Annotated in this window: 11 protein-coding genes and 1 pseudogene; 9 read left to right on the top strand and 3 right to left on the bottom strand. The window is 70.9% G+C overall.

Annotated elements, in window-relative coordinates; translation table 11 throughout:
- The first annotated feature begins 2 nt into the window (after positions 1 to 2).
- Positions 3 to 764, top strand: a complete 762-nt coding sequence (locus ACWD3I_RS27305) for a DUF3159 domain-containing protein (protein ID WP_451084200.1) — start codon at positions 3 to 5, stop codon at positions 762 to 764.
- Between the two features lie 80 nt (positions 765 to 844).
- On the opposite strand, the gene ACWD3I_RS27300 is transcribed toward ACWD3I_RS27305, so the two are convergent.
- Together ACWD3I_RS27300 and ACWD3I_RS27295 are read right to left on the bottom strand one after the other, a co-directional pair.
- Positions 845 to 1,522, bottom strand: a complete 678-nt coding sequence (locus tag ACWD3I_RS27300) for a potassium channel family protein (protein WP_451084199.1) — start codon at positions 1,520 to 1,522, stop codon at positions 845 to 847.
- Entirely contained in the window at positions 1,522 to 2,193 is a 672-nt protein-coding gene (locus ACWD3I_RS27295) for a potassium channel family protein (RefSeq protein WP_266821272.1), read from the bottom strand. The genes ACWD3I_RS27300 and ACWD3I_RS27295 overlap by 1 nt, the downstream gene beginning before the upstream one ends.
- A 405-nt stretch (positions 2,194 to 2,598) precedes the next feature.
- Between ACWD3I_RS27295 and ACWD3I_RS27290 the strand changes: the two genes are divergently transcribed.
- From ACWD3I_RS27290 to ACWD3I_RS27265, 6 genes are all read left to right on the top strand, one after another.
- Positions 2,599 to 4,647 (top strand): APC family permease, encoded by a 2,049-nt coding sequence (locus tag ACWD3I_RS27290; protein WP_365409569.1) that lies wholly within the window; start codon positions 2,599 to 2,601, stop codon positions 4,645 to 4,647.
- Positions 4,648 to 4,727: 80 nt separating this feature from the next.
- Positions 4,728 to 6,056: a class I SAM-dependent RNA methyltransferase gene (locus ACWD3I_RS27285; RefSeq protein WP_365409566.1), complete on the top strand. Its 1,329-nt coding sequence runs from the start codon at positions 4,728 to 4,730 to the stop codon at positions 6,054 to 6,056.
- Positions 6,057 to 6,183: 127 nt separating this feature from the next.
- Positions 6,184 to 7,650 (top strand): WGR domain-containing protein, encoded by a 1,467-nt coding sequence (locus ACWD3I_RS27280; protein WP_365409563.1) that lies wholly within the window; start codon positions 6,184 to 6,186, stop codon positions 7,648 to 7,650.
- Positions 7,651 to 7,753: 103 nt separating this feature from the next.
- Positions 7,754 to 8,896 carry a hypothetical protein gene (locus tag ACWD3I_RS27275; protein ID WP_365409560.1) on the top strand — a complete coding sequence of 381 codons (1,143 nt, stop codon included), beginning with the start codon at positions 7,754 to 7,756 and terminating at the stop codon, positions 8,894 to 8,896.
- A gap of 96 nt (positions 8,897 to 8,992) precedes the next feature.
- Positions 8,993 to 9,577, top strand: a complete 585-nt coding sequence (locus tag ACWD3I_RS27270; RefSeq protein ID WP_365409557.1) for a hypothetical protein — start codon at positions 8,993 to 8,995, stop codon at positions 9,575 to 9,577.
- Between the two features lie 40 nt (positions 9,578 to 9,617).
- A complete protein-coding gene (locus ACWD3I_RS27265) occupies positions 9,618 to 10,319 on the top strand; it encodes a YcnI family copper-binding membrane protein (RefSeq protein ID WP_365409554.1) in 702 nt (233 codons plus the stop codon).
- Between the two features lie 114 nt (positions 10,320 to 10,433).
- Here the strand turns inward: ACWD3I_RS27265 and ACWD3I_RS27260 are convergent.
- Positions 10,434 to 10,711 (bottom strand): annotated as a pseudogene (locus ACWD3I_RS27260) (ABC transporter ATP-binding protein); the annotation flags it as partial.
- Positions 10,712 to 11,075: 364 nt separating this feature from the next.
- On the opposite strand from ACWD3I_RS27260, the gene ACWD3I_RS27255 reads away from it, so the two are divergent.
- Positions 11,076 to 16,592, top strand: coding sequence for a glutamate synthase-related protein (locus ACWD3I_RS27255; protein ID WP_365409551.1), 5,517 nt, complete (start codon positions 11,076 to 11,078; stop codon positions 16,590 to 16,592).
- Positions 16,589 to 18,304, top strand: a complete 1,716-nt coding sequence (locus tag ACWD3I_RS27250; protein WP_365409548.1) for a diflavin oxidoreductase — start codon at positions 16,589 to 16,591, stop codon at positions 18,302 to 18,304. The genes ACWD3I_RS27255 and ACWD3I_RS27250 overlap by 4 nt, the downstream gene beginning before the upstream one ends.
- Positions 18,305 to 18,306 lie beyond the last annotated feature (2 nt).

Here is an 18,306-nt window from a genome sequence, read left to right as displayed (position 1 = left end):
CGGTGACGTCGCTCGACAAGCCGACCGAAGACACTGAGCAGCACGACGCCCGGGCGGTGACCGAGGCCGCGCTGTTCGAGGCCTTCGGAGGCCTGCGGGGCATGGTGGAGACGGTGCTGCCGGGCCTCCTCTTCGTCACGATCTTCACGATCAACAAGGACCTCCACATGTCCGCGATCGCCGCGCTCGCGGTGTCGCTGACCCTGGTCGTGGTCCGGCTGGTGACCAAGGACACCGTCAAGCACGCCTTCAGCGGTGTCTTCGGCGTCGCCTTCGGTGTCGTCTTCGCGATGATGACCGGCAACGCCAAGGACTTCTACCTGCCCGGCATGCTCTACACGCTGGGTCTGGGCCTGGCCTACATCATCACCACGCTGTGCGGTGTCCCGCTGATCGGCCTGATCCTCGGCCCGGTCTTCAAGGAGAACCTCTCCTGGCGCACCCGCAACCCGGGCCGCAAGAAGGCGTACGCCAAGGCCAGTTACGCGTGGGGCGCGATCCTGCTCGCCAAGTGCGCCATTCTCTTCCCGCTGTACTGGTGGGCCGACACGGCACAGCTGGGCTGGGTGCTGGTCGCGCTGAAGATCCCGCCCTTCCTGCTCGCCGTCTGGCTGACCTGGGTCTTCCTGGCGAAGGCCCCGGCGCCCATCGACGTCTTCGCGGAGATGGAAGCGGCCGAGAAGGCGGAGGAAGAGCGCAAGGCGGCACTGGCCGAGGAGCGCGGCGAGACGACCGGCGCCGCCCGGCACCGGCGCGACGCGTAGGGGCGAGGACTTCCGCCACGACGACGGAGGGCGCCCCGGGAATCCCGGGGCGCCCTCCGTCGTCGTAGCGCCTGACAAGGTCAGCTCGTCGCGTCCTCGCGGCGCACCGACAGCAGGTCCTCCAGCTGCTCCTCGCGGGCCGGGGCGGCCACGAAGAGGAGTTCGTCGCCGGCCTCCAGGGAGTCGTCCGGGGTCGGGGTGAGGACACGGTTGCCGCGGATGATCGTCACCAGGGACGTGTCCTGCGGCCACTCGACGTCGCCGACCTGGGTGCCGGCCAGGGCCGACTCCTCGGGCAGGGTCAGCTCGACGAGGTTGGCGTCGCCGTGGCTGAAGCGGAGCAGCCGGACCAGATCGCCGACGCTCACCGCCTCCTCGACCAGGGCCGACATCAGACGCGGGGTGGAGACGGCGACGTCCACTCCCCAGGACTCGTTGAAGAGCCACTCGTTCTTCGGGTTGTTCACCCGGGCGACGACGCGCGGGACGCCGTACTCCGTCTTCGCGAGCAGCGAGACGACCAGGTTCACCTTGTCGTCGCCCGTCGCGGCGATCACCACGTTGCAGCGCTGCAGCGCCGCCTCGTCCAGGGACGTGATCTCGCAGGCGTCGGCCAGCAGCCACTCCGCCTGGGGGACGCGCTCGACCGAGATGGCCGTCGGCGCCTTGTCGACGAGCAGGACCTCGTGGCCGTTCTCCAGCAGTTCGCCCGCGATCGAGCGGCCCACCGCACCGGCACCGGCAATGGCGACCCTCATCAGTGACCGCTCTCCTCTTCGGGACCCTTGGCGAAGGACGCCTCGACCTTGTCGACCTCGTCGGTGCGCATCATCACGTGCACCAGGTCGCCCTCCTGCAACACCGTCTGCGAGCTGGGCAGGATCGCCTCGCCGAGGCGGGTCAGGAACGCCACGCGGACGCCCGTCTCCTCCTGGAGCCGGCTGATCCGCTGGCCCACCCAGGAGGCGGAGGTGTGCACCTCGGCCAGCTGGACGCCACCGGTGGGGTCGCGCCACAGCGGCTCGGCACCGGAGGGCAGCAGCCGGCGCAGCATCTGGTCGGCCGTCCAGCGGACCGTGGCCACCGTCGGGATGCCCAGGCGCTGGTAGACCTCGGCGCGGCGGGGGTCGTAGATCCGGGCTGCGACGTTCTCGATACCGAACATCTCGCGGGCCACCCGGGCGGCGATGATGTTGGAGTTGTCACCGCTGGAGACGGCGGCGAAGGCGCCGGCCTCCTCGATGCCCGCTTCGCGCAGGGTGTCCTGGTCGAAGCCGACTCCGGTGACACGCCGGCCTCCGAATCCGGAGCCCAGTCGTCGGAAGGCGGTGGGGTCCTGGTCGATCACGGCGACCGTGTGCCCCTGTTGCTCCAGGGTCTGGGCGAGAGCGGAACCCACTCTGCCGCAGCCCATGATGACGATGTGCACGACCGTCCTTCCGGTGTCAAGAGATACTGCTCAGCCCCATCAGGGTCTCAGACCGTCGCCCAAGCTACACACGCACGGTAGGACGGCGGCACCCCTGTGCACGGTTGTCCCGGGGATCGGGACGATCAGCGGCGGCTGATGCTGCGGACACTCACCAATGTCAGGATTCCGAGGCCGACGAGGGTGGCGGCGGCACCGATCAGCTCTGCGGTGGCGTGCATGGGCCCTCCAGGGGGCGGTGAGAGGCAGGTACTGCCCGGGCGACAGGCGGGTTTTTGTCATATAGGCATGCGCATCCGGCCACCTGCGGAATCCGCAGCCGGGACGCCTCGTGTTTTCACCCGGAGGGCAGAAGCGGGGTGGCGGGTGGTTGGGCACCCGTTCGAACGCCTACGATGTTCTGTCGTGTCCAAACTGACCGACGTGCCCAAACGGATTCTGATCGGGCGCGCACTGCGCAGTGACCGGCTGGGGGAAACGCTCCTGCCGAAGCGCATCGCCCTCCCCGTCTTCGCCTCCGACCCGCTGTCCTCCGTGGCGTACGCGCCTGGCGAGGTACTGCTGGTCCTGTCCATCGCGGGTGTGTCGGCCTACCACTTCAGCCCCTGGATCGCCGTGGCGGTCGTCGTGCTGATGTTCACGGTGGTCGCCTCCTACCGACAGAACGTCCACGCCTACCCGAGCGGGGGCGGTGACTACGAGGTCGCCAACACCAACCTCGGCCCCAAGGCCGGCCTCACCGTCGCCAGCGCCCTGCTCGTCGACTACGTCCTGACCGTCGCCGTCTCGATCTCCTCCGGCATCGAGAACCTCGGCTCCGCGGTGCCCTTCGTCGTCGAGCACAAGGTGCTCTGCGCGACCGCCGTGATCGTGCTGCTCACGCTGATGAACCTGCGGGGCGTGAAGGAGTCGGGCTCGCTGTTCGCGATCCCGACGTACGTCTTCGTCGTGGGCGTCTTCATCATGATCGCGTGGGGGGCGTTCCGCGGCCTGGTCCTCGACGAGACCATGCGGGCGCCGACGGCGTCGTACGAGATCAAGGCCGAACACCAGGGCCTGGCGGGCTTCGCCCTGGTCTTCCTCCTGCTGCGCGCCTTCTCCTCCGGGTGTGCCGCCCTCACCGGCGTCGAGGCGATCTCCAACGGCGTCCCGGCCTTCCGCAAGCCCAAGTCGAAGAACGCCGCCACCACGCTCGCGGCGATGGGCCTGCTCGCCGTCACCATGTTCTGCGGCATCATCGCGCTGGCCATGGTGACCAAGGTCCGCATGGCCGAGAACCCGGCCGTGGACCTGCTGAAGGACGGTGCCGCCATCGGCTCCGACTACGTCCAGAACCCGGTGATCTCCCAGGTCGCCGAGGCCGTCTTCGGCAAGGGCAGCTTCCTGTTCATCGTCCTGGCCGCGGCCACCGCGCTGGTGCTGTTCCTCGCCGCGAACACGGCGTACAACGGCTTCCCGCTGCTCGGCTCGATCCTCGCCCAGGACCGCTACCTCCCGCGCCAGCTGCACACCCGCGGCGACCGCCTCGCGTTCTCCAACGGCATCGTGCTCCTGGCCGGCGCCGCCGGACTGCTGGTGTGGATCTACGGCGCCGACTCGACCCGTCTGATCCAGCTCTACATCGTCGGCGTGTTCGTGTCCTTCACGCTCAGCCAGACCGGCATGGTCCGGCACTGGAACCGCCATCTGGCCACCGAGAGGGACCCGGCCAAGCGCCGCCACATGGTCCGCTCCCGCGCCATCAACACCTTCGGCGCCTTCTTCACCGGCCTGGTGCTGATCGTCGTCCTGGTCACCAAGTTCACCCACGGCGCCTGGGTCGCCCTGCTCGGCATGGTGATCTTCTACGCGACGATGTCGGCGATCCGTAAGCACTACGACCGGGTGGCCGAGGAGATCGCGGCCCCCGAGGGCCCGAGCGACGACAGCGTACGACCGTCCCGCGTCCACTCCGTCGTCCTCATCTCGAAGATCCACCGCCCCACGCTGCGGGCCCTGGCGTACGCCAAGCTGATGCGCTCGGACACGCTGGAAGCCCTGAGTGTCAACGTCGACCCGGCGGAGACCAAGGCGCTGCGCGAGGAGTGGGAGCGGCGCGGGATCGACGTACCGCTGAAGGTGCTGGACTCGCCGTACCGCGAGATCACGCGGCCGGTCATCGAGTACGTGAAGGGGCTCCGCAAGGAGTCGCCGCGCGACGCGGTGTCCGTGATCATCCCGGAGTACGTGGTCGGCCACTGGTACGAGCATCTGCTGCACAACCAGAGCGCGCTGCGGCTCAAGGGCCGGCTGCTGTTCACGCCGGGGGTCATGGTGACCTCGGTGCCGTACCAGTTGCAGTCGTCGGAGGCCGCGAAGAAGCGGGCTCGCAAGCGGCAGGACTGGAACGCGCCGGGTGCGGTGCGGCGGGGGCCGGCGGAGGAGCGGGCGAAGGAGACGTCGACGCCGAAGTAGAGTGGTGGGTTGTTGTCGGCCCATCCCGTGGGCCCGCTCGTGGTCCATCCCTCACTCGATCGTTGTGGAGTCTCCCCGCCATGCAGGCAGAACCGAAGAAATCACTGGTGGGGGTCGACTGCGAGGTCGAGGTGGGCCCCGTAGCGCACGGCGGGCACTGCATCGCCCGTACGTCCGACGGACAGGTGCTGTTCGTCCGGCACACGCTGCCCGGTGAGCGGGTCGTGGCCCGGGTGACGGACGGCGAGGAGGGCGCCCGGTTCCTGCGCGCGGACGCCGTCGAGATCCTGGAAGCCTCCAAGGACCGTATCGAGGCGCCCTGTCCCTACGCGGGGCCCGGCCGCTGCGGCGGCTGCGACTGGCAGCACGCCAAGCCGGGGGCCCAGCGTCGGCTCAAGGGCGAGGTCGTCGCCGAGCAGTTGCAGCGGCTCGCGGGGCTCACGCCCGAGGAGGCCGGCTGGGACGGCACCGTGCTGCCCGCCGAGGGCGACAAGCTCCCGGCGGGCCAGGTGCCGCAGTGGCGGACCCGGGTGCAGTACGCGGTGGACGCCGACGGCAACGCGGGGCTCCGCCGCCACCGCTCGCACGAGGTCGAGCCGATCGAGCACTGCATGATCGCGGCGCCGGGCGTCAGCGAGCTGGGCATCGAGGACCGTGACTGGTCCGGGATGGCGTCGGTGGAGGCGATCGCCGCGACGGGTTCGCAGGACCGCATGGTGATCCTGGAACCCCGTCCCGGAGCCCGCCTGCCGCTCGTGGAGCTCGACAAGCCCGTCTCCGTCATGCGTGTCGAGGAGCACGACGGCGGCATCCACCGGGTCCACGGCCGCGCCTTCGTGCGTGAGCGGGCCGACGGCCGTACCCACCGGGTGGGCAGCGGCGGCTTCTGGCAGGTCCACCCGATGGCCGCCGACACGTTGGTCAAGGCTGTCATGCAGGGCCTGCTGCCGCGCAAGGGCGACATGGCGCTGGACCTGTACTGCGGTGTGGGTCTCTTCGCGGGCGCCCTCGCCGACCGGCTCGGTGACAAGGGTGCCGTCCTCGGTATCGAGTCCGGCAAGCGCGCGGTGGAGGACGCCCGGCACAACCTCGCCGCCTTCGACCGCGTCCGCATCGAACAGGGCAAGGTCGAGTCCGTCCTCCCGCGCACCGGGATCACCGAAGTCGACCTGATCGTCCTGGACCCGCCGCGCGCGGGGGCGGGGCGCAAGACGGTCGAGCACATGTCGTCGCTGGGGGCGCGGCGGATCGCGTACGTCGCGTGCGATCCCGCCGCGCTGGCCCGGGACCTGGGGTACTTCCGGGACGGGGGGTACCGGGTGCGGTCGTTGCGGGTGTTCGATCTGTTTCCGATGACTCATCACATGGAGTGCGTGGCGATCCTGGAGCCTGCCGCCAAGGGGCGCTGAACGCGGTCCTGGAAGCCCTCCCCTCCCCGGATCCGGTCGCGGGCGGCGTTGTCAGTGGTGACCTCTATTTTGGAATCACTGGGGATCGGCCGTCGCGGTCGACCGGGGTCTTGGGGAGGGGTGTGCTGTGTCCGCTGCGCAGGGACGACAGTCGGGGAGCACGACGTATCTGGAGCTGTCTCAGGAGAGCGGCGGTGCCCACAAGTTCTATGAGGTGACCGTCGAGGGGACCACCGTCTCCGTGCGGTACGGGCGGATCGGTGTGGACGGGCAGCGTCAGACCTCCGCCTTTCCGACTGTGGAGAAGGCGAACGCGGCGGCGGCGAAGAAGATCGCCGAGAAGGTGCGCAAGGGGTACGCGCCGGCTGTGCAAGGGCAGCGTGCGGCCCGGTCCGTGACGCGTCGTCAGGTGACGTCCGCTCCGTCCACGGCGCGGGCGACCGCCCCGGTGCTGTGGCGGTTCCGTACGGGCGCGTCGGCGTTCGGGATCCATGTGGACGAGGACCGCTGCTGGGTCGGCAACCAGCACGGCAGTGTGTACAACCTGAGTCATGACGGTGAGGTGCTGGCTCACTACTCCCTGCCCGACGGTGTGAAGTGCCTGGTGGCGGACGACTTCTGGATCTACGCGGGCTGTGACGACGGCCGCGTGTACGACCTCTCGGCGAAGGTGCCGTTCGCCGCCTACGAGATCGCGGCCGAGGTGGACATCTTCTGGCTGGACATCCACGCGGGCGTGCTGAACGTCTCCGACCGCAACGGCGGTCTGACGGTCATCGACCACGAGGACGAGCTCCAGTGGTCGCGCAACTCCTCCGGCGAGCAGGGGTGGATGGTGCGGGCCGACGACCGTGCCGTGTACCACGGGCACAGCGCCGGTGTGACGGCCTACGCGGCGGACGGCACCGGCCAGCTCTGGCACACCGCGACCAGCGGCAATGTGCTCTTCGGATGGCAGGAGGAGGACGCGGTCTACGCCGGGACGGGGCGGCGGGTCGTGCAGCGGCTCGCGAAGTCCTCCGGGTGGGTCGAGGCCTCCTACCAGTGCGATGCAGCGGTGTACTCGTGCGCTACCTCCCCCGGCGGGCGGTACGTCTTCGCGGGTGATTCCGCCTCCTCCGTCTACTGCTTCACCGCCGACGGCGCCCGGCTGTGGAAGCTCGGCACGGGTGGTGGCTCGGCCCTCTCCATGCAGTACCACGACGAGAGGCTGTACATCGTCTCCACGGACGGCTCGCTCGCCTGCATCGACGCGAGCGAGGCCGCGATCAACGCCGCTCAGTCGGGCACCGTCCCGGTCGCCGCGGACATCAAACTGGCGGCCGCCCTGCCGACGTACGCACCGTTGACCACCGCCGCCTCCGTCGCCACGGTCAGCGCCGTGCCCGCGGCGGGGAGCGGAGTCGTCGTGGAGTGCGTCGAGCACGGAGGCCGAGTGCGGGTGCATGTGGTCTCCGAGGGCTATGAGCCGAGTTGGAACGTCCAGTTCCCCCGTGCGATACGCCAGCCCGGCGCACGCTATGTGGTGGACGCCTTGCACTCCTCCTCGGGCGGCTTCTACCGGGTGCGCGGAGAGATCAGGCGGCTGGTGTGACGGAGGGTGCGTCGCGGTTCTCGCCGGACGCACCGACCGAGTTCGCCTCGCGGACAGGCCCAATGCGTCGCGCGAACGGTGCTTTCCTGTAAGGCTCGGTCCTGTGACGTACGTAGTGACAGTGGACACCTGCATCCCGGAGGGCACTCCGGAGATGGACCCGCTTCAGCGTGCCGGAGCCGTGGCGCTCGTCGAGGACGGATTCGATTCCGTCCGGGCGATCGAGGGGCCCGACGGCGTGGCAGTCGAGCTGCTGGACACCATCGTGGCCGTCCACCCCGGTGGCGCGCTTCTGAAGGTGATCGTGGACGCTCCGGCACTGGAGTTCGCCGAGGACTCGGTGCGGGCGCTCGTGGACGAAGTGCTGGAGCGGTCCGAGCTGTTGGCGGACTGGACGATCGAGCGATGCGAGGTGGAGCTGCACCAGGATCTGGCGAGGAAGAGCCTCGACGCGGCCGAAGGTCCCGATGCCCCGCCCGACGATCCCGCCACCCGTAAGGCGCGGCACGCCGGGAGTCCCACACCGGAAGGTGCCGAGGAGGCGCACGACGGCGAGGCGAAAGCCGCCGCGGTGCGGAGCCGGATGCTGGGCGTGGCGGCTGAACTGCGGTCCTTTCCACCGGCCGTGTTCGGTGTGCCAGGTGAGGAAGGCGACGGGAGGGTGCACGGCGACGGCGCGTCCGCCGTTTCGCCGGCAGGCGCCGCACTCGCCGCCGGTGCGTTGGTCCACGCGATCGACGTCCTGGTGGACGAGCTGTTCGAGGACGTGCAGGTCCTGACGCAGGAGGACGCCACCGTCGCGGAATGCGAGGGCCCTCTGTGGCACTTGGAGCGCCTGCCCGACCGGTACGCGCTCCGGTACGACGCCCGCTTCGCCCGCCGCTTCCTGGTGACGGTGATCGCCATGACCACCCGCTTCACCGACGGGAGCTTCGAGCGGCTCAGCTGTGTCGCCGAGGAACTCGCCCTGCGGTTCCTCCTGAGCCAGGCCGTCGTGACCCTGGAGCTGTACGGGCTGCTCGATGACGAGGTGTCGGCCGCTCTCGACGCGTTCGCCGGGAACGTCTACGAGGACATGGACCACGAGTGGCTCTACGACGGCGCGTCGGACGGGATCGACGAGTCCGCCGTGGGGGTCGGACTCGACGGCGCGCCCATCGCGTTCGGTTCGTGGTTCACCCCGTTCGGCGAGGACAGATACGTCCACCCGTCCGCGACGGACGAACCCGAGGCGGCGGCGCGGTGAGACACGGGGTGAACCTGCGGTAGGCCGGTCTCCGCGGTGGCGCGCGGGCACGGGCGGTGTGGGAGAGGCTTCGGTCGCATGGCAGCATCGGGTGGCATGAGTGCGTCCCTGGGGGTGCGGAGCCTGCGTGCGGCGGTGTTCGCCGTGCTGTGTGTGCTGTTGGCCACCGGGGGACATGTGCTGGCCGTGGGGGTGGCGCCGCCGGTGTCCGTGCAGGGCGCCGGGGGCCTGGCGGTCTTCGTGGCCGGTCTGCTGCTGGGCGGGCGTGAGCGGTCGCTGGCCGGTATCGGTGGCGGGACGTTGGCCGCCCAGGGCGGGCTGCACCTCGCGTTCGGCGCCGCCCGGCCGTACGCCGGGACGGCCATGCACGGCATGCGTATGGCGCCGCACCTCCATGCGTCGGCACCCCACGCCACCGCCGCCCATGTCGGGGCGGCTCTCCTGCTGACCTGGTGGCTGCGGCGCGGTGAGGCCGCGTTGTGGTCGCTGCTGCGGTGGGCGGTCGCCTTCGTGCCGGGGCTCGTCGCCTGGTGGCGGGCGGCCGGTGGCTTCCGGGGCGTGCCGAGCGGACTGGAGCCCGTGCGTCGGGTCGGCGACCGGACGTGGTCGCCGCGGCAGGTGTGGCTGCGCTACGCCGTTCGCCGGCGCGGGCCGCCCGCCGGGATGTCGTACGCCGTCTGAACCCCGACATCCCTTCCGCAGTACGGAGATCCACTCAGCCATGTCCACCACCCTGCGCCGCGTCGGCGCCGTCACCGCTCTCGCCGCGGTCGGAGTCCTCACCGCCGCCGGTGCCGCCTCCGCGCATGTCACCGTCCACCCGGAGAGCTACGCCAGGGGCGCCACCGACGGCACCCTGACCTTCCGCGTCCCCAACGAGGAGGACACCGCCTCCACCACCAAGGTCCAGATCTTCCTGCCCACCGACCACCCCCTCCTCGGCGTGCTCGTCGCGCCGCGGGGCGGCTGGACCGCGAAGGTCACCGACACCGAGCTCAAGACGCCGGTCAAGACGGACGACGGCACCATCACCGACGCCGTCTCCGAGATCACCTGGACCGGAGGGAAGATCGGAGCCGGGCAGTACGAGGACTTCGACGTCGCCTTCGGCCAGCTGCCCGACGACACCGACCAGCTGGCCTTCAAGGCCCTGCAGACCTACTCCGACGGCAAGACCGTCCGCTGGATCGAGGAGGCCGCGCAGGGCGACGAGGAGCCGGAGAACCCGGCGCCGGTCGTGAAGCTCACCGCCGAAGAGGGTGGTACCGCTGCCACTCCGGCGAAAGCCCAGGCCGCCGCCGACAGCAGCGACTCGACCGCGCGTGGGCTCGGCATCGCCGGGCTGATCGTGGGCGCGCTCGGGCTGGCCGCGGCCGCCTTCGCCGTCGTGCGGACGCGGTCCGCCGGATCCCGGGGAGCATGAGGCGCCTGCCCTGCCGACGGGGTCCCGTCGGCAGAGCAGGGCAGGTCCGTCATCGGGCCGCGGTGTCTTGAAACATCGCGGCCAGTTCGTCCGGGGTGCGTGGCCCCGGGGCGTCGTCGGCCGACAGCCCTTGGACCCGAGGGCCGTGATGTCCAGGGCGGCGAGCGCCTCGTCGGCCCGGGTCCGTACCTCCGTGTCGGGCAGGCCTGGATCCAGCGGCCCGAAGTACACGTCCTGCGCCACGGACCCGGCGAACAGTCGGTCGTCCGGGTCCTGGACGACCGACTGGACGGTGGTCCGCAGCCGGGTCAGGCCCTTGCGGTCATGGCGGAGACGGGCCGTCCCTCCACGGTCCACTCGCCGGTGCGCGGCCGCAGTCTCCCGTTCACCAAGGCGTGGTGACAGTAATGCCCCCGTAAAGAGGCTGGGAAGCGGCTACGGGGGGTGCGCGGAGGGCGCCCGAGGGTTCCGCCGGGCGCACGCGTCGACGGCGGCGGTCGGCTTCGAGGGGGCGTCGAGGACCAGCCTGCGGACGCCTCGACGGATTCGGGCGCGTTTCGCATACGATCGCAGGACGTGGACGAGGCTCCGACAAGTGTGCAGGATGCACACTTGCGCAGAAGTTAGGTAAGCCTTACCGTTCACAATCGCACCACTCGGGGCCCTGGCCGGAACACCGGCCCCGCCCGCGGCGAGCGCTTCACCGACGCAGCCTGGCCGTCCGATGCCGGAACTCGCTGCTCCCAGGACGCCCCTTTGAATCACAGCACCTTCGGTCTGTACGACCCTGCCCTCGACCACAGCGACTGCGGCGTCGGCTTCATCACCCGGCTCGACGGGACACCGAGCCATGACGTCATCCGCAAGGGCGACGAAGCGCTCCGCACCATCCCGCACCGCGGCGGCAAGTCCGCCGAGGGCGTCGGGGACGGCGCGGGCGTGAACGTGGACCTGTCGGTGGAGTTCTTCGGCGCGATCACCGGCGAGGAACTGCGCGCCGGGCACTTCGGCGTCGCCAACTGCTTCGTGCCGGCCGACGACGAACGCCGTGCCGCGGCGATCGACCTCGTGGGCCGGAGCATCGCCGAGCAGGGCTTCGACGTACTCCTCGTCCGGGACGTACCCGTCGACCACACCGTCGCCCGTCCCGCCGCCGAGCAGTACCAACTGCCCATCGTGCAGTGGGTGTTCCGGGCGCCCGAGAGCTGGGACCGCGAAGGCGTCGACTCGGCCGCCAACCGTGCCCTGCTCGCCGTGGAGGCCGTGGCCTACGCCGACGGGACGACGTACGCGGGGCTGTACGTGCTGTCGCTCAGCGCCCGCACCCAGGTGCTCAAGGGACGGCTCAACTCCGGAGAGGTCATCGGGTACTTCCGCGACCTCGTCGACCCCCGGCACTCCGTGCGCTCGCTCTACTTCCACACCCGGTTCTCCACCAACACCGAGCCGCACCCGACCATGGCCCAGCCGTTCCGGCTCATGGCGCACAACGGCGAGCTCAACACCGACCGCAAGAACCGTCTCAGCGACGAGGCCCTCGCGCGGGCCCGGACCCGGAGCATCGTGCGCCCGCCGGGGCAGTCCGACTCCAGCCGGCTCGACCAGACGCTCCAGAGCCGCGTGTTCGACGACGGCCTGGACCTCGTCGAGGCCGTCGTGTCCCTCATGCCGCCCGCCTGGGAGAACGACCGCACGCTGCCCGCGGCCACCAGGGACATGCTCGAGTACTTCTCCCTGTACGAGGAGAAGAACGACGGCCCCGCCGCCCTCATCTTCAGCGACGGCGACGTCGTCGGCGCCCGCCTCGACCGGCTCGGGCTGCGCCCACTGCGTACCGTCGAGACCGCCGAGTACCTGATGGTCGCCTCGGAGGCCGGTCAGGTCGCCTTCCCCGACGACGAGGTCGTGCACCGCGGTCGTATCGAGGCCGGCGGCATGCTCGTCGTCGACCACCGCACCGGACGCCGGCTGCGCACCCGCGAGGTACTGGACGCCCTCGCCGCGCGCCGCCCGTACAGCGACCTGCTCACCTCCGCCCGGGTGAACCTCGACGACCTGCCCGCCCCCGACTACTACCGCGGCACCACGACGCTCGGCTACGACGGCGACCTGACCCTCGCCGGGCGGTACGTGGCGTACTCGCTGAACCAGGAGAGCTTCCGGTTCATGCTCGACCCGATGCTCGCCGACGGGTCGGAGCGGATCTCGGCGATGGGCTACGGCAACGCCATCAACGCGCTCAGCGACACCGAGGGCGGCATGGCGAAGTACTTCTCGCAACGCTTCGCCCAGGTGACCAACCCGCCGCTGGACAGCATCCGCGAGGCCGACGGCATGAGCATGCGTGTCGCGCTCGGCCCCAAGCCCGACGGGACCCTGCACAGCGGCGGCCGCCAACTCGTGGTGTCCTCGCCCGTGCTCGGGCACCTCGACATGGTCCGACTGCGGGATCAGCGGATCGTGCCGCTGGAGCGGTTCGCCATGCTCTACGAGCCGGTGGCCGGGGACGAGACCGCCAACGCCAATGCCCTGCGGAGCGCACTCCACCAACTCTGCGACGATGTCGAGCGGTTCGCGTCGGAAGGGGGCGGCATCGCCGTCCTCACCGACCGGGCCGTCTCCTCGACGCGCGCGCCGCTGCCCGTCATCCTCGCCGTCGCCGCCGTCAACCAGCGGCTCATCGAGACCGGGCTGCGACTGCGCGTCTCGCTCGTCGCGGAGAGCGGCCAGCTGGCGTCCTCGCACCACGTGGCGACCGCGCTCGGCTTCGGCGCCTCCGCCGTCTACAGCCTCAGCGCACGGCTGCGCGCCGAGGAGAAGTTCCCGAGCGCACCCGCCCCCGCCGGTGAGATCACGGCGACCGACCGGGCGCTGGCGAAGTTCCGCAAGGCCGCCGAGAAGTCCCTCGCCAAGACCATGGGCCGGGTCGGACTGTGCACCGCCGAGAGCTACATCGGCGGCGAGTTCTTCGAACCCAACTACCTCGACACCCGCGACGACGTCTTCGCCCGGACCTTCCCGCACATGGACGCCCCGGTCGGCGGTGTCGGGTTCGCCCGGATCGCGCAGGCCGCCACGGACTGGCACGAGCGCGCCCGAACGGTCCAGGGCGAGCAGCAGATCCCGCTGCTCGGGCTGTTCAAGGAGCGGTCGGACGGCGCCGGGCACTCCTTCGGTGTCACGGCCGTGCGCGGCTTCGGCGACATGGTCGAGGAGCGGCCGGAGTTCGGGAAGCCCGAGGACTCCGACGCGCTCCGGCTGCTCACCCTCGGCCAGCTCGACGACGCGTTCGGCATCACCGACGCCGCGTACCGCAACACCGGGTACGACGCGCTCAGCGACGCCGAGATCGACGCGTTCCGGATCACCCCCGGGTACCGCGCCTTCCTGCGGACCACGCACGAGGAGCGCTCGCGCCGCCCGGCCGCGCTGCGGGACGTGCTCGCACTGCCCGCCGACGTCACCGGACTGCGTACGGCCGAGGACTTCGCCCGGGAGCTGGGACGGTTCTCCACGGACGGGAACGCGAGCGTCACGGTCCGCGGTGTCGCCGTCTCCCGCACGGAACAGGGCACCTTCCGACTGCGCCTCGCCGCACCGGACCCGGACCGTCACACCGCCCTCGCCGAAGGGCTCGCGCACCTGGGCGAGGCCGAGACCCTCGCCGTGGGCGCCGACGGCATCGAAGTCACCGCCGCCGGCACCGAAGCCCGCCTCCTGGCCCTCCTCGACAGCGACAGCGCCCCCGACAGCGTCCCGCTCGACGAGGTCCAGCCCGCGCACGAGATCACCCGGTCCCTCGCCTCCGGCGCCATGAGCCACGGCGCGCTCGTCGCCACCGCGCACGAAGCCGTCGCGCACGGCACGAACATGGTCGGCGGCATGTCGAACAGCGGTGAGGGCGGCGAGCACCACACCCGGTACGGCACGATCCGCGGCTCCCGGATCAAGCAGTTCGCCTCCGGCCGGTTCGGCATCTGGGCGGGCTATCTCGCCGACCCGATGCTCGAGGAACTGGAGATCAAGATCGGGCAGGGCGCGAAGCCCGGCGAGGGCGGCCAGCTGCCCGCGCCGAAGGTCACCGTCGACATCGCGGCCGCGCGCGGCGGCACCCCCGGCATCGAGCTGATCTCCCCGCCGCCGCACCACGACACGTACTCCATCGAGGACCTCGCGCAGCTCATCCACGACTGCAAGGCCGCCCGGGTCCGGGTCATCGTCAAGCTGGTGTCCTCGGAGGGCATCGGCACCATCGCGGTCGGTGTCGCCAAGGCCGGCGCGGACGTCATCAACGTCGCCGGGAACACCGGCGGTACGGGCGCCGCGGCCGTCACCAGCCTCAAGTACGCGGGCCGTTCGGCGGAGATCGGCGTCGCCGAGGTACACCAGGCGCTCGTCGCGAACGGGCTCCGGCAGAAGGTCGTCCTGCGCTGCTCCGGCGCGCACCAGACCGGCGGCGACGTCGTCACCTCGGCCCTTCTCGGCGCCGACAGCTTCGAGTTCGGAACGACCGCGCTGATGATGCTCGGCTGCGTCATGGCGAAGAACTGCAACGTGAAGTGTCCCGCCGGACTCACCACGAACCCCGAGGTCTTCGAGGGCGACCCGCGCGCGCTGGCCCAGTACCTGCTCAACATCGCGCACGACGTCCGGCAGATCCTCGCCCGCCTCGGACTGAGGTCCCTGCGCGAGGCCCGGGGACGCACGGACCTGCTGCAACTCCTCGACCACCCCGCGAGCGTGGGCCGCCTGGACGTGCGCCGCCTGCTCGCGCGCGTGCCCGAGAAGGTCGTGGCGGACCCGGAGTACCTGGAGAAGGACTTCACCACCGACGACGCCCTCATCGAGCGCATCGAGGAAGCGCTCCTCGACCAGCGCCAGCCGTCCCTGCTGGTCGAGGGCGTCCACCTCGGCAACAGCGACAAGTCGGTGGGCGGGCAGCTCTCCATCGACGTCGAGTGGCTGCTCAACCACGGCGACAACCGACTCCCCGGCCACGCCCCCGCGGTCACCACCGACGACCGCGGCCGCCGCCGCCTCGTCGACGACGCCGTCCGCATCCGCACCACGGGGTCCGCCGGTCAGTCGTACGGCGTCTTCTGCAACGACGGCATCACCCTCGAACACACCGGCACCGCCAACGACGGCGTCGGCAAGAGCCAGAGCGGCGGCCGGATCATCGTCCGAGCTCCCGGCGGCGGCAGCGCCGAACGCGGCGGCAACGTACTGATCGGCAACTTCGCGCTGTTCGGCGCGACCGGCGGGCGGACGTTCGTGCAGGGCGAGGCCGGTGACCGGTTCGCCGTGCGCAACTCCGGCGCGACCGCGGTCGTCGAGGGCGTCGGCGACTTCGGCTGCGAGTACATGACCGGCGGCACCGTGCTCAACCTCGGCGGCTTCGGCAAGGGCCTCGGCAACGGCATGAGCGGCGGGTTCCTGTACCAGTACGATCCCTCGGGCGAGCTGGCCGGACGGGTGAGCGCCGACTCGCTGCTGGTGTTCCCGGTGACGGACACCGCGCGCGGCGCCTTCCACGAGGAGGCCGTACGACTGCTGCTGGCCTGGCATGCCGAGGCCACCGGCTCCGAGCTGGCGGCCCGGCTCCTGCACGACTGGGACTCCGAGCGGCAGCACGTGTACTGCGGGATGCCCCGCGCGCTGCTGCTCTACCAGGACTCCACGGAGATCCTCGCCGCGGCGACCCGGTCCCAGCTCCTCGACGAGCTGGCGACCTCCATCGCGACCGACAAGCTCCGCGCGTTCAAGGTCGACTACCGCGACCGCCGCACCGTGCTCGACGGCCGGGCCCCGGCCTTCGGCGACCAGGGCAGCGACGACATGTTCTCGCTGCTGTCCTCGTACACGGTGCTCGGCGTCGCGCAGGACCTCGCGCTCCAGCGGGTGCCGGGCGCGAGTGGCCCGGAGGACCCGCGCATCGCCGAAGCCGTGCGCAACCTCGTGCTCACCGAGGACTTCTTCGTCAAGCAGCGCGTGGTGAAGTACCTGCGCGGCACGCTGGACCGCTTCGACGACGGCGAACTCGCCACCCTCATCGCGATCAAGCGCCTCGACGACTACAAGCGTGCGCTCAAGCAGCGCAACAACCTCAGCGTGGACGCCCCCGGCACCTACGGGTGGATCATCCACCAGACCATCAAGAACGCCGGTCGCGTCCGCGCCGCCCGGTTCGACGAACTGCTCGCGAACGCCGCGCTGGAGGACATCGCCTCCCGCCGCGCCCCGCAGGCCCCGACCGAGGCGGTGACCGCATGACCGTCATGCCCCCGACCGGAACCCTCATCCCGGCCGACGCGCCCTTCTCCGCCCAGCAGGAGTCCTGGCTCGCCGGGTTCATCGCCGGCATCGCGGCCGCCGGACGCCGGGACAGTGCCGGCGCCGACGCGCCCGCGGCGACCATCGACGTACTGATCGGCACCCAGACCGGCAACGCCGAACTCGTGGCCGACGACGTCGTCGCCGGTGCCCGCGCCCGCGGCCTCGGCGGCCGGGCCACTGCCCTCGACGACGTCACCCCTGAGGCGCTCGCCGCGATGTCCCACGTCATCGTCGTCACCTCGACGTACGGCGAGGGCGAGATGCCCGACAACGCCGGGCTGTTCTGGGAGGCGCTCCAGTCCGACACGGCCCCGCGCCTGGAGGGCGTGCGCTACTCGGTCCTCGGGCTCGGCGACCGCGGCTACGACGACTTCTGCCAGGCCGCGAAGCTCATCGACACCCGTCTGGAGCAGCTCGGCGCGACCCGGCTGCACGAACGCGTGGACTGCGACGTGGACTTCGAGGAGTCCGCGGGGGAGTGGACGACGGCGGTGCTCGACCTGGTCGCCGCCGAGACCGGCGCGAAGGGCACGGGCGCCGCGGAGGCACCGAAGAAGCCCCGCTCCCAGTGGAACAAGCGAACCCCCTACCGGTCCCGGCTCACCAGCAACCGGCTCCTGTCCGCCCCGCACAGCGCGAAGGAGATCCGCCACTACGAGTTCGACCTCGGCGACAGCGGCATCACCTACGAGGCCGGCGACGCGCTGGCCGTCGTACCGGTGAACGACGACGCACTGGTCGGAGCGCTGCTGGAGCACCTGGGCGCGAGCGGCGACCAGGAGACCGCCGAACTCCTGCGCACGGAACGGGAGATCCGCACGCCGTCGAAGGAGCTGATCGCCGACCTGGTCGAACGGGCGCCCGCCGCCGAGCTGGCCTCGGTCGTCGCGCACGGCGACCGCAGCGACCTCGACTCCTGGCTCTGGGGCCGGGACCTGCTCGACCTGCTCCGGGACGCCGGGTCCAAGGCACCCTCGCTCGCCGAACTCCTGCCGTTTCTCCGGCCGTTGCAGGCACGCCAGTACTCGATCTCGTCGAGTCCGCTGGCCCACCCGGGCAGCATCCACCTCACCGTCGCGTCCGTGCGGTACGACAGGTACGAGGGCGTCGCGTCGACGTATCTGGCGGATCGGGTCGGTGCGGACTCGACCGTAGGCATCTACCTCCAGCCGAACGCCTCCTTCAGCGTGCCGGCGGACGACGACTCGCCCGTGATCATGATCGGCCCCGGCACCGGCATCGCCCCCTTCCGCGGCTTCCTCCACGAGCGGGCCGCGCGCGGCGCCTCCGGACGGAACTGGCTGTTCTTCGGAGACCAGCACCGCGAGACCGACTACGTGTACGAGGACGAGCTGACCGAGCTCCACAAGCGCGGTGTGCTCACCGAGCTGGACCTCGCCTTCTCGCGCGACCAGGCCGAGAAGATCTACGTGCAGACACGGATGCGGGAGCGGTCGAGGGAGCTCTACGCGTGGCTGGAGGAGGGCGCGCACTTCTACGTCTGCGGCGACGCCTCCCGCATGGCGAAGGACGTGGAGACGGCCCTGCTGGGCATCATCGCCGAGCAGCGCGGACGCGGGGAGGACGACGCCGCGGAATACCTCGCGGATCTGCGCCGGGCCAAGCGCTACGTACGGGACGTGTACTGAGC

The sequence above is a fragment of the Streptomyces sp. NPDC002817 genome (assembly GCF_053592055.1).
The sequence above is the reverse complement of the archived record's forward strand: the minus strand, read 5'-3'. Positions and strand labels throughout refer to the sequence as shown.